We start from the raw sequence: 12745 nt of genomic DNA on the forward strand, positions 1-12745 counted from the left end.
CGGCTTCGCGGGATGCCTGGCGATGGCGGTGTGCGGCGCGTAGAATGGGCCATCCACCCCGAAACCGCATGGCCAGCATGACCGATTCACGAGCCTTGATGGACCAGGCAGAGCGACAATGCCGTCGCCGCGGCGTCCGCTTCACGCCCATTCGCCAGCGAGTGCTGCAGATGATCGCCGACACGCGTGGCGGGCTGAAGGCCTATGATCTTCTCGATCGCCTCGCCACCGAGCATGCCTCGGCCAGGCCGCCCACGGTATATCGCGCTCTGGAGTTCCTCATCGATCAGGGCCTGGTGCATCGCATCGAGTCGCTCAATGCCTATGTGGCCTGCCCGTGTCCCGAGCATGCCCACGGCTTCCAACTGCTGATCTGTCGCGACTGCGGCCGGGTCGAGGAACTGCACCTCGACGATATCAATGAGCAGTTGGGACAGCGCGCCCACGAACTGGGATTCACGGTACAGCGCCAGACCATCGAACTGCTGGGCCGTTGCGAGGCCTGCCACGCGGTCCCCCAGACGTCCTGAGCCAGCCGGAGCCCCCATGTCAGATGTCTTGAAAGCGCTGGAAGGCGCCGCCCTCGATACACGTCGCCCGCTCGACGAAATCCTCGATGCCGTCCGCTTCAACGAGGCCGGCCTGATACCCGCCATCGCCCAGCAGCATGATTCCGGCGAGGTGCTGATGATGGCCTGGATGAATCGCGAGACGCTGGAAGAAACCCTGCGGACTGGGCGCGTCTGCTACTGGTCGCGCTCACGGGGCAAACCCTGGCGCAAGGGGGAATCCTCCGGGCAACAGCAGCATCTGCAAGCGGCAAGCCTCGATTGCGACGGCGACACCCTGCTGCTGCAGGTCGACCAGACCGGGCCGGCCTGCCACACCGGGCGGCGTAGCTGCTTCTACGTGACGCTCGACGCAGACGAGGCCCGTATCACCAGCGAGCCGATGATCGACCCACGAACCCTGTATGGCGACAAGACGCCCCACTGAGGCCATGCGCGCCCTCGCCCGCGGCCTGCGTGCCGGCCTCGCCTTCATCATGATCGGCCTGGTGCGTCTCTATCAGTGGCTGATCAGCCCCCTGCTCGGCCCGCGTTGCCGTTACTGGCCAAGCTGCTCCCAGTACACCGTCGAGGCGCTGCGCGTCCATGGCCCACTGCGCGGCGGCTGGTTGGCGACTCGGCGCATTCTGCGTTGCCATCCGGGCGCTGCGGGCGGCATCGACCCGGTCCCCGGCGGCCCCAGCGAGCGGCTGTGTCAGGAAGATCCCGAGCTGGATGACGACTTCCACTGCCGATAGTGGAAGCCCTCTGCTGCCTGCGCTTGAGCCGCCAAATGATTATCGCGTCAAGAAAATGATGATAGGCGCAGGCTTTTCTTCAAAAACGCTTGAGTCACGCGACTTCCTGCTCGGCGACGCGATAGATGCGTTCGAGCATGGCATTCAGGCCGTTGCTGCGGGTCGGTGACAGATGCTTGTCGAGGCCGAGGTCCTTGAGGAAATGCGGGCTGGTGGCCCGGATGTCTGCCGGATGACGATCGTTGTAGATGCGCATCAGCACCGCGATCAGCCCCGAGACGATGGCGGCATCCGATACGGCATCGAAATGCAGCGCCTCGCCGTCGCGGCGATGGTGCATCCAGACATTCGACTGGCAGCCCTGGATCTTGAGCTCCTCGACCTTCCACTCTTCAGGAAAAGCCGGTAACTGCTTGCCCATGTCGATGATGTACTGGTAGCGATCCATCCAGTTGTCGAACATCTCGAACTCTTCCAGCAATTCCTGCTGGGCCTGTTCGGCGGTGATCTCTGTGCTCATGAGGACTCCTGATAGCTTCTGGGCGTATTATACCGGTTGCTCCCCTGCGTCGTCCGCCCCCTCTTCGTCTCGCGGCGTCAGACCGTGCAAGGCCTGCTGTCGATGCCATTCCTCGGCTTCGGCATGCAAGTAGCGGGCCGTGGTATCGAGCCGGGAGTGGCGCGCCGTCTCGGCGAGATAACGCAGCTCGATACCGGCCTGGGCCTGATGCGTCAGTGCCGTGTGCCGCAACCAGTGCGGCGTGGCGCGCCGCAACTGTGCCACCTCGCGCTCGGCTTCGCTGCCGAGTTGGCGTTCCAGGGCGATGGCCGCTTGCTCGAAGGTGGCCCGAATCAAGCGGTACAGGTGGTTGTCGCCCACACTGCGCCGTCCATCTAGCCCCCGCAGCAAAGGCGTCGGCTCCTCGGGTGACGGCTCCGGTGGAAGTCCCAGGGTGGCACGCCAATCGGCCAGTAATCGCATCATGTCCGGCGGCACGGGAATACGTGCGGTCTTGGCGCCCTTCCCCGTCACTCGCCACCACCAGCGGCCCTCGCGTCGTTCGAAGTCGTCCATCCGGGCGGCAGTCATCTCGCCGATTCGTGGTGCCAATAGATAGGCGAAGCCAAAGATCAGCCGCCGACGCGCCCAGATGAAACGCTCACGTTCGGAAGCCCGCTCCACCGGCGGCCGGTTCAGCCATTGCCAGAGCCAGTCCCACAGCGGTCGCTCCAGATAGCGCTCGATCGCGGTTTGCCGATTGTCCAGCCGTCGCCGCTTGTCACGCATCAGGCGAAACGGATTGTGGTCGAGCCATCCCGCCTCGACCAGCCAGGCACAGAGCCCCTGCAGAATAACCAGGCTCTGGCGCCGGCTCGCCGGTGACAAGGGGCCGCGGAATGGCCGCCAGCGCGGGTCCTGGCGCGATCGGGTCGGCCCGACCCAGCGTTCTCTCGGCATCGGGTCGCCGAGAAAGGCCTCGAAGGCATCGAGATGGTCGCGCCGCAACTCGGCCAGCGACATGCCCCGCTCGTCCAGCCACAGCAACAGGCGTTCGGCCTCGCGCCGATAGGCTCTCCGGGTATTCGGGCTGGCGCGATACTCCTCCAGCCACAGCGCCACCGCCTGAACATCGCTGGTAGCCGCGATGCGCCCTGCCCCGCTGGTCAGGCTGCCGGCCGAGGCCATGACACCAGATTCGTAAAGAACCGCCCCGATCTCCGAGGCCACGGGATAGGCCGCTTGCGGCCGTTCTTCTTCCATCTGGACTCCTTCGTGTCATCCGTGGCGCCTTGCTTGGCCACCGGGTCCCAGTGTCGCTCTGTAAGCCTATATAATCAAGATAAGCCGCGTAATCTTGATTATAGGGTGAATAAAATAAATAAAATTACATTATCCATAATACGTAATAAGCTTTATCTTCGCTCCGGAAGGCGCTACCCTGCGCTCATTGATCGGGCTGGCATGCCGCACCGATACCCCTGTGACGAGGAGAACCCCATGGCACGCACCGGTGTGCGATACGAAGATGTACAGCGCGCCATCGACTCCCTGATGGCCAAGGGCGAAGCCCCCAGCGTGCACAAGATCCGTGAGACGCTCGGTACGGGCAGTTTCACTACCATCAGTGAGCACTTGCGCGAATGGCGCCGCCTGCGCGAGGAAAATCGTGACGTCCCGCCACCCCAGGGCATGCCCGCCGAGCTGCAGGAGCTTGCCGAGGCGCTCTGGACGCAAGCGCAGGAAGCAGCCAATCAGGCACTGGCGCACTATCGTCAGGAAGCCGATTCGCGCGTCGACGATGCCCGCCAGCAGGCTGCCGAGGCTGAACGTCGCGCCGAAGATGCCGAACAGCGCGAAACCGCCCTGTCAGCACACCTGACCCAGATCGATCAGCGTCTCGAGCAGCGCACCTCGGAACTGGCTCAGTTGCGCACCGAGCACGAGGCCCTTCAGGAACGGGAAGCCCGATCGCGGGATCGTCTCGATGAGCTGGTGCGGCGCCTGGAAGCGGCCGAGGAGGAAGCACGACGCCGCGAACAGGCTCATCGACAGGCATTGGAGGAACAGGCCGAGACGCACCGTGAGCGTCTGGCGCAGGAGGAAGAACGCAATGAAACCGCCGAGGCGCGCCTGATGGGACTGCTCGATCAGGAGCGCCAGGAACGCCAGGCGGCCGAAAAGGCCCATGCCGGCCGGGAGCAGCGCCTGACGCAGCGCCTTGAAACCCTCCAGGAACAGCAGAGTGCCCTGCAGACAGATCTCGCTGCTGCCCGCCAGGCACAGCACGACGCCGAACAGGCCCGGGACAATGCCGAGCAACGCGAGGCTGCCTTGCGCGACCAGCACGAACAGCTCAATGCGCGTTTCGAGGAGCAGGAACGGCGCATAGCAGAACAGACGGAACAGTGGCGCGAACGTGAGCGCCACTTCGAGCAGCGACTATGGGCCTCGCTCGAAGCCATGCGCGAAGAGTGGCGAAGCGAAAGGACCGCCTCGCCCGGGGACGAAAACGACACCCCAGACGCAACGAACCCCGCTTGAGCGGGGTTCGAGGAGAAGAAGAGCCCCGGATAGCACCAGGGCATGGGGGCGCCGTGTTACACAGACTTAAAGGAGCGCTGATTTATGTCGAGCGCAGCAATAAATCAGTGTCTCCTTAGCGGTAATAGGCGTTGGTGGTATCGGTATGGTCGGTGACGTCGCGGATGCCGGAAAGCTCCGGGATGCGCTCCATCAGCGTCCGCTCGACCCCTTCCTTGAGCGTCAGGTCGACGGCGGCGCAGCCCTGGCAGCCGCCACCGAAGGCCAGCACGGCGACCTGTTCCTCGGTCAACTGCACCAGCTTGATCTCGCCGCCGTGGGCGGCCAGCCCGGGGTTGATCTCGCTGTAGAGCACGTAGTTCACGCGGTCCTCGAGGGGACTGTCGGCGTTGACCTTGGGCATCTTGGCGTTGGGCGCCTTGATGGTGAGCTGCCCGCCCATGCGGTCGGCATTGAAGTCGACCACGGCTTCCTCGAGGAAGGGTACGCTGTTCTTGTCCAGGTAGACGACGATCTTCTCCAGCTCGAGACGCTCGTCGCTGGGCTCTTCCTCGCCGGGCCGGCAGTAGGCCAGACAGGTCTCGGCGTAGGGCGTTCCCGGCTGGGTGATGAAGATACGCACGGCGATCCCCTCGACGTTCTGCTTGGCCAGCAGTTCGGCGAGGTAATCCTGGGCACTATCGGTGATCTGGATGCTGTCGCTCATGATGCTCTCACTGGTCTGGCCCGACCGGGGATGAGGATAACGGACGTGGCCGGAATAATCGGTGTTTTCCCTAATGGTAAGCGAGCGATGGCGTCGAGACAATCCCGAGTGATTTGCTGGGTCTTTGATGCCCTGCCGCCGGGTCGCACCATTTGCTACCATGGGCGCCTATCCGGCGCGGCGCGCCGAACAAGAAACGCCCACACATGCGACGCGGCATCGCGTGGGCCCCGAAAGCACGTCCAACTTCATACGCTGGAGATCACTCCGACCCATGGCCGACGTCCCCGTATCCTCGCTTGCGACACTCACCGACAGCCTTGCCGAACGCATCCTGATGCTGGATGGCGGCATGGGCACCATGCTGCAGAACGCCGGCCTCTCCGAAGAGGAGTTCCGTGGCGAGCGGTTCGTGGATTGGCCGACGGACCTCAAGGGCAACAACGACCTGCTGGCGCTGACCTGCCCGGATCTGGTGACGCGCATTCACCGTGACTATCTCGAGGCCGGCGCGGACATCGTCGAGACCAACACTTTCAACAGCACCCGGCTGTCCCAGGCCGACTACGGCATGGAAGCCCTGGTGCCGGAACTGAATCGCGAGTCTGCGCGTCTGGCCCGCGCCATCTGCGATGCCGTGGCCCGGGAAACCGGCGTTCCGCGTTACGTGGCGGGCGTGCTGGGGCCGACCTCGCGCACCGCCTCGCTGTCCCCGGACGTCAACGACCCGGCGATGCGTAACGTCACCTTCGACGAATTGCGCGACAACTATCGCGAGGCCGCCGAGGCGCTCATCGAGGGCGGCAGCGACCTGATCCTGATCGAGACGATCTTCGACACCTTGAACGCCAAGGCGGCCATCTATGCCCTCGAGGAATTGTTCGAGGCGCGCGGCGAGCGCCTGCCGGTGATGATTTCCGGGACCATCACCGATGCCTCCGGACGAACGCTGTCGGGCCAGACCACCGAGGCCTTCTGGAACTCGGTGCGCCATACCCGGCCGCTGTCGGTGGGCCTCAACTGTGCCCTGGGGGCCGAGGAACTGCGCCCCTACGTCGAGGAGCTCGCCAAAAAGGCCGATACCTTCGTCTCCGCCCACCCCAACGCCGGGTTGCCCAACGAATTCGGCGAGTACGACCAGACACCCGAGGAAATGGCGGCCATCGTCGCCGAGTTCGCCGAAAGCGGGCTGGTCAACATCATCGGTGGCTGCTGCGGCTCGACACCCGAACACATCGCCGCCATCCATCGAGCGATCCGCGATACGGCACCACGCCGGATTCCCGAACGCGCCCTGGCCTGCCGACTCTCCGGTCTCGAGCCCTTCAACATCGAGCACGACTCGCTGTTCGTCAACGTCGGCGAACGCACCAACGTCACCGGCTCGGCGCGCTTCAAGCGCCTGATCAAGGAAGAGGACTACACCACCGCCCTGGAGGTGGCCCTGGAGCAGGTCGAGAACGGCGCCCAGGTCATCGACATCAACATGGACGAGGGCATGCTGGAGTCTCAGGATGCCATGGTGCGCTTTCTCAACCTGATCGCCGGCGAACCCGACATCGCCCGGGTGCCGATCATGGTCGACTCCTCCAAGTGGGAGATCATCGAGGCCGGCCTGAAGTGCATCCAGGGCAAGGCGGTGGTCAACTCCATCTCGTTGAAGGAAGGCGAGGATGCCTTCCGCGAGCAGGCGACCAAGTGCCGCCGCTACGGTGCCGCGATCGTGGTCATGGCCTTCGACGAACAGGGCCAGGCCGACACCTTCGCCCGCAAGGCCGAGATCTGCCAGCGGGCCTACCGCTTGCTGGTCGACGAGATCGACTTCCCGGCCGAGGACATCATCTTCGACCCCAACATCTTCGCCATTGCCACCGGCATCGAGGAACACAATAACTACGCCGTGGACTTCATCGAGGCGACTCGCTGGATCCGCGAGCACCTGCCCCACGCCATGGTGTCCGGCGGCGTGTCCAACGTTTCCTTCTCGTTCCGTGGCAACAACGCGGTGCGCGAGGCGATCCACTCGGTGTTTCTCTACCATGCCATCCGTGCCGGCATGACCATGGGGATCGTCAATGCCGGCCAGTTGGCGGTCTACGACGATCTCCCCGAGGAATTGCGCGAAGGTGTCGAGGATGTGGTGCTCAACCGCCGCGACGATGCCACTGAACGGCTGCTTGACCTTGCTGACAAGTACAAGGACGACGGCAGCGGCGCCTCCCGCAAGGAGGACCTGGAATGGCGCAGTTGGGAGGTCGAGAAACGCATCGAGCACGCCCTGGTCAAGGGCATCACGGCCTATATCGAGGATGACACCGAACTGGCCCGACAGCGCGCCACGCGCCCCATCGAGGTCATCGAAGGCCCCCTGATGGATGGCATGAACGTGGTCGGCGACCTGTTCGGGGCCGGCAAGATGTTCCTGCCCCAGGTGGTCAAGTCGGCCCGTGTGATGAAACAGGCCGTGGCCTATCTGATTCCCTATATCGAGGCCGAGAAGAGCGAACTCTCTACAGAAGATCAGCAGGCCAAGGGCAAGATCGTCATGGCGACGGTCAAGGGCGACGTCCACGACATCGGCAAGAACATCGTCGGCGTGGTCCTGCAGTGCAACAACTACGAGGTCATCGATCTCGGCGTGATGGTGCCGGCGGAGAAGATTCTGCAGACCGCCCGCGAGGAGAATGCCGACATCATCGGCCTGTCGGGCCTGATCACCCCGTCGCTGGACGAAATGGTCCACGTCGCCAAGGAGATGCAGCGCCAGAACTTCGATATTCCGCTGTTGATCGGCGGTGCCACCACCTCCAAGGCGCACACCGCGGTCAAGATCGAGCCCGGCTACGAGCACCCGGTGATCTATGTCACCGATGCGTCCCGCGCTGTGGGCGTGGCCGGCAAGCTGCTCTCGCCCGGGCTCAAGGAAGCCTATGTCACCGAGATCCGCGAGGAATACGAGAAGGTTCGCGAGCGTAACGCCAAGCGTCGCCCCAAGGCCGCCGAGATCAGCTATGCCGAGGCCTGCCGGCACAAGCCTGCCATCGACTGGCAGGACTATACGCCGCCCCGCCCGGCACTGGCCGGCCTCGAGGTCTTCGAGAACCAGGACCTGGCGCCGCTGGTCGAACGCATCGACTGGACGCCCTTCTTCATGAGCTGGCAGCTGGCCGGCAAGTACCCGCGCATCCTCGATGACGAGAAGGTCGGCGAAGCCGCGCGTAATCTCTTCGACGATGCCCAGGCCATGCTCAAGCGGCTGATCGACGAGCGCCTGATTCAAGCCCGGGGCGTGATCGGCATGTGGCCGGCCAACACCGTCGACGACGACATCATCGAGGTCTATGCCGACGAGTCGCGCAGCGAGGTGATCGAGCGGCTGCATCATATTCGCCAGCAGACCACCAAGAATCGCGAAGGCGCGTGCTATAGCCTGGCCGATTTCGTCGCTCCCAAGGAAAGCGGCAAGCCTGACTGGATCGGCGGTTTCGCCGTGACCACCGGGCATGGTGTCGAAGCGTTGACCGAACGCTACAAGGCCGCCGGCGACGACTACAACGCCATCATGGTCCAGGCCCTGGCCGATCGCCTTGCCGAGGCCTTCGCCGAGTACATGCATGAGCGCGTGCGCAAGCAGTACTGGGGCTACGCGCCCGACGAGGCGCTGGACAACGAAGCGCTGATCGCCGAGAAGTATCGCGGCATCCGCCCGGCCCCCGGCTATCCGGCCTGCCCCGATCACACCGAGAAGGCCACCTTGTTCCGCCTGCTCGAGGCCGAGACGCATAGCGGCCTCTCGCTGACCGAGAGCTTCGCCATGTGGCCGGCGGCGGCAGTGGCCGGCTGGTACTTCGCGCATCCGCAGTCGAAGTACTTCTCCACCGGCAAGATCACTCGCGACCAGGTCGAGATGCTGGCCGAGCGTAAGGGCATGTCACTGGCCGAGCTGGAACGCTGGCTCATGCCGGTACTGTCCTACGACAGCTGACATGTCGGAGCGTACCAGCCGACCTGCATGCTCCGGTGCCGAGACCGCCGCATCGCTGTCCGGCGGCGGTGACAGGCGTCGCGTCATTTTGCGTCTCGCCCTGCCGATCATCGGCGGCATGCTCAGCCAGAGCCTGCTGAACCTGATCGACGCTGCGATGGTCGGCGCCCTGGGCGAGATCCCGCTGGCCGGTGTCGGCATCGGTGGCTATGCGATCTTTCTGATCACCGCCGTGGTGTTCGGACTTTCCTCCGGGGTGCAGGCGCAAACCGCTCGGCGGCACGGCGAGCAGGCATGGGACCAGCGAGCCCAGGCCCTGAACGCGGGGCTCGTCATTTCCCTGGCCGTTGCTGTGCCCTTGACCCTGCTCTGCCTGTGGCAGGCACCACGGCTGATGGCCTGGATCAACCAGGACCCGGCGGTGAATGCCGAAGCCGTGGTCTACTTCCGCTGGCGCGTGGTGTCGCTGGTTCCCGTGGCCATGATCTTCTGCTTTCGCGGTTACTGGAACGGCATCCAGCGCACCGGACTCTACCTGCGCATCATGCTGGCCATGCACCTGGTCAACGGCCTGGCCAGCGTCGGCCTGATCTTCGGCCTCGCCGGGCTGCCCGCCATGGGGGCCGCCGGCGCCGGCGCCGGCACCACACTCTCGCTTTATGTCGGACTGGCGATCTGGGCTTTCTATAGCCTGCGCCATGCCATGGCCAGTGGCTTTCTCGCTGCACGCCCGCGACTCGAGACACTGCTGACTACCCTGAGGCTGGCTATTCCCCACTCCTTCCAGCAGATCTGGTTTGCCGCCGGTTACGCCATGCTGTTCTGGATTCTCGGCCATATCGGTACCGCCAGCGTGGCGGTGGGCCATGTGCTGGTGAATCTCTCGCTGCTGCTGATACTGCCCGGCGTCGGGCTGGGCATGGCGGCGATGAGCCTGGTGGGACAGTCCCTGGGGCGCCAGGATCATCGCGATGCCCGCCGCTGGGGCTGGGATGTGGTATCCGTTGCCCTGCCATGCCTGCTGCTGCTGGCATTGCCCTTGCTGGCCTTCCCCGAGGCAGTATTGGGGCTATTCCTGCACGACGCCGAGCTCATTGCACTGGGACGCCAGCCCCTGCAACTCACAGCGCTGATGATCGTGATGGATGCTGCAGCCCTGGTATTTGCCCAGGCCCTGCTCGGCGCCGGCGCCAACCGCACCGTGATGACCACCACCCTGACCCTGCAATGGCTGGTCTTTCTGCCACTTGCCTGGTGGGTCGGCGTTCATCTGGCCTTCGGTCTGGTCGGCATCTGGTGGGTACAGCTCGGCTATCGCTGCCTGAATTCCGCCTGGTTCGCGGTCATCTGGCAACGCGGCCGTTGGGCGGCACTCAGCGTGTAATGGAACGGGGAACGTCGTCCTGGAGAGTGGACACGCTATCCCTCATTCCATTTCGAATATAAACTATGCACATTTATTCTTTTCTCGTATAAAGATCACCCGGTAAGCTATCCGCAACCGTGCCACTTCCCTATCGTAGGAAGGCGTCGAATGTATCGTTACGACAACCATGACCAGACCCTGGTGGACGAGCGCGTCGCCCAGTTTCGCGACCAGATGCGCCGTTACCTGGAGGGCAAGATCAGTGATGAGGAGTTTCTGCCGCTGCGCGTGCAGAATGGCCTCTATATCCAGCGCTACGCACCCATGCTGCGTATCGCCATCCCCTACGGCATGCTGGCCTCCTATCAGCTGCGCAAGCTCGGTGAGATCGCCGCGCGTTACGACCGTGGCTACGGCCACTTCACCACGCGCACCAATCTGCAGCTGAACTGGCCGAAGCTCGAGGACGTGCCGGACATCCTGGCCGATCTGGCCAGCGTGCAGATGCACGCCATCCAGACCAGCGGCAACGATATCCGCAACACCACCACCGACCAGTTCTCCGGCATCGCCGCCGATGAGGACGTCGATCCGCGCCCCTGGTGCGAGCTGGTCCGTCAGTGGTCGACCTTCCACCCGGAGTTCGCCTACCTGCCGCGCAAGTTCAAGATCGCCGTGACCGGTGCCGAGGAAGACCGCGCGGCTATCCAGGTTCACGACGTGGGCCTGCGGCTGTGGCGTGACGACGACGGCGAAGTGCGCGTCAAGGTGCTCGCCGGTGGCGGCCTGGGCCGCACGCCGATGATCGGCGGCGTCATGTGCGAGGACCTGCCCTGGCGTCACCTGCTCACCTATCTGGAAGCTCTGGTGCGGGTGTACAACCAGTTCGGGCGTCGCGACAACAAGTTCAAGGCGCGCATCAAGATCCTGGTCAAGGCACTGGGCATCGACGAATTCCGGCGTCGTGTCGAGGAAGAATGGGCCCACCTCAAGGATGGCCCCCAGACCCTGACCGAGGAAGCGGTGTCCAGCGTGGCCGAGCACTTCGTCGATCCGCCCCGCCGCGAGGTCGCCGAGGACGCCATCGAGGCCTACGAGCGTCTGCGCGAGGAAAACCGGGCTTTCGCACGCTTCGTGACCAACAACGTCACCGACCACAAGGTGTCCGGCTACAAGGCCGTGACCCTGTCGCTCAAGCGTCATGACCATTCGCCCGGCGACGTGACCTCCGAGGACATGGCCGCGGTGGCGGACCTGGCCGATGAATTCGGCTATGGCGAGCTGCGCGTCACCCACGAGCAGAACCTGGTGCTGACCGACGTGCCGGTGGATCGCATGGAGGAGCTCTGGCAGCGTCTCGATGCGCTCGGCATGGCCAATCCGACCGTGGGCACTCTCACCGACCTGATCTGCTGCCCCGGCGGCGATTATTGCTCGCTGGCCAACGCCAAGTCGATTCCGGTCGCCCAGTCGATCCAGGAGCGCTTCGAGGACCTGGACTTCCTCTACGACCTGGGTCCGCTGGAGCTCAACATCTCCGGCTGCATGAATGCCTGCGGCCACCACCACGTGGGCCATATCGGCATTCTCGGCGTCGACAAGAAAGGCGAGGAGTACTACCAGATCTCGCTCGGCGGCAGCCAGGGCAACGAGTCTTCACTGGGCAAGATCCTCGGCCCCTCCTTCTACCGCGAAGATGTGACGGATGTGATCGACAAGCTGCTGAAGGTCTACATCGGGGAACGCAACCCCGACGAAACCTTCCTCGATACCTATCGTCGCATCGGCCTGAAACCCTTCAAGGAGCAAGTCTATGCCTGAACAGCAGCGTACTCTGATCGCCGATCGTCGCGTCCAGGATGACGACTGGGTGCTCCTCGAGGAAGGCGCGGAGCGTCCCGCGGAGGCGCGTGTCATCGTGCCCGTGGCGGAGTGGCTGGATGCCCCGGGCGAGAACGCCGCCCCGCTGCTGGCCAGCGACACCGAGCTCACGCCCGAGCTCGCCGGGCAACTGCTCGAGGCCCCGCTGATCGCCATCGACTTTCCCAAGTTCACCGATGGCCGCGGCTACAGCATGGCCCGCCTGCTGCGCGAGCGTTACGGCTATACCGGCCAGATCCGTGCCGTGGGTGACGTGCTCATCGATCAGTTGTTCTACATGTCGCGGTGCGGCTTCAACGCCTTCCTGCTGCGTGAGGACCAGATCGTCGAGGATGCCCTGAACGCGCTGGACACCTTCAGCCTGAGCTATCAGCCCGGCACCGACACCGAGGAGCCGCTGTTCCGGCGCCGGATGCGCGAGGCGCGGCGCGAACAAGCCGTTGCCTGACACGCGCCAA

The 12745-nt window shown here is 64.2% G+C and carries 11 protein-coding genes; 8 read left to right on the forward strand and 3 right to left on the reverse strand.

Annotated elements, in window-relative coordinates; translation table 11 throughout:
• Positions 1–77: 77 nt before the first annotated feature.
• The 3 genes from HELO_RS08740 to yidD are packed head-to-tail and all read left to right on the forward strand — an operon-like array spanning position 78 to position 1306.
• Positions 78–530, forward strand: a complete 453-nt coding sequence (locus tag HELO_RS08740; protein WP_041602493.1) for a transcriptional repressor — start codon at positions 78–80, stop codon at positions 528–530.
• Positions 531–546: 16 nt separating this feature from the next.
• On the forward strand, positions 547–996 hold the full coding sequence (gene hisI, locus HELO_RS08745; protein ID WP_013332355.1) for a phosphoribosyl-AMP cyclohydrolase: 450 nt from the start codon (positions 547–549) through the stop codon (positions 994–996).
• Positions 974–1306 (forward strand): membrane protein insertion efficiency factor YidD, encoded by a 333-nt coding sequence (yidD, locus tag HELO_RS08750; protein ID WP_013332356.1) that lies wholly within the window; start codon positions 974–976, stop codon positions 1304–1306. Before hisI ends, yidD begins: the two co-directional genes overlap by 23 nt.
• A 94-nt stretch (positions 1307–1400) precedes the next feature.
• Here yidD and HELO_RS08755 read toward each other — a convergent pair whose 3' ends face one another.
• The gene (locus HELO_RS08755) at positions 1401–1826 is read right to left on the reverse strand and encodes a SufE family protein (protein WP_013332357.1); all 426 of its coding nucleotides are present in this window, start codon (positions 1824–1826) and stop codon (positions 1401–1403) included.
• A gap of 27 nt (positions 1827–1853) precedes the next feature.
• A complete protein-coding gene (locus HELO_RS08760; protein ID WP_013332358.1) occupies positions 1854–3068 on the reverse strand; it encodes a tyrosine-type recombinase/integrase in 1215 nt (404 codons plus the stop codon).
• Positions 3069–3305: 237 nt separating this feature from the next.
• Between HELO_RS08760 and HELO_RS08765 the strand changes: the two genes are divergently transcribed.
• Entirely contained in the window at positions 3306–4349 is a 1044-nt protein-coding gene (locus HELO_RS08765; protein WP_041602025.1) for a DNA-binding protein, read from the forward strand.
• A 115-nt stretch (positions 4350–4464) separates the two neighbouring features.
• Here the strand turns inward: HELO_RS08765 and nfuA are convergent, their stop codons facing one another.
• Positions 4465–5055: a Fe-S biogenesis protein NfuA gene (gene nfuA, locus HELO_RS08770; protein ID WP_041602026.1), complete on the reverse strand. Its 591-nt coding sequence runs from the start codon at positions 5053–5055 to the stop codon at positions 4465–4467.
• Positions 5056–5329: 274 nt separating this feature from the next.
• Between nfuA and metH the strand changes: the two genes are divergently transcribed.
• The 4 genes from metH (at position 5330) to HELO_RS08790 (ending at position 12735) form a co-directional block, all read left to right on the forward strand.
• The gene (metH, locus tag HELO_RS08775; protein ID WP_013332361.1) at positions 5330–9040 is read left to right on the forward strand and encodes a methionine synthase; all 3711 of its coding nucleotides are present in this window, start codon (positions 5330–5332) and stop codon (positions 9038–9040) included.
• Between the two features lies 1 nt (position 9041).
• Positions 9042–10424, forward strand: coding sequence for an MATE family efflux transporter (locus HELO_RS08780; RefSeq protein WP_013332362.1), 1383 nt, complete (start codon positions 9042–9044; stop codon positions 10422–10424).
• A gap of 150 nt (positions 10425–10574) precedes the next feature.
• Positions 10575–12227 carry a nitrite/sulfite reductase gene (locus HELO_RS08785; protein WP_013332363.1) on the forward strand — a complete coding sequence of 551 codons (1653 nt, stop codon included), beginning with the start codon at positions 10575–10577 and terminating at the stop codon, positions 12225–12227.
• Complete coding sequence (locus HELO_RS08790; protein WP_013332364.1) at positions 12220–12735, forward strand: DUF934 domain-containing protein; 516 nt, start codon at positions 12220–12222, stop codon at positions 12733–12735. The genes HELO_RS08785 and HELO_RS08790 overlap by 8 nt, the downstream gene beginning before the upstream one ends.
• The last annotated feature ends 10 nt before the right edge of the window (positions 12736–12745 follow it).

This window comes from Halomonas elongata DSM 2581 (genome assembly GCF_000196875.2).
Lineage (GTDB): Bacteria > Pseudomonadota > Gammaproteobacteria > Pseudomonadales > Halomonadaceae > Halomonas > Halomonas elongata.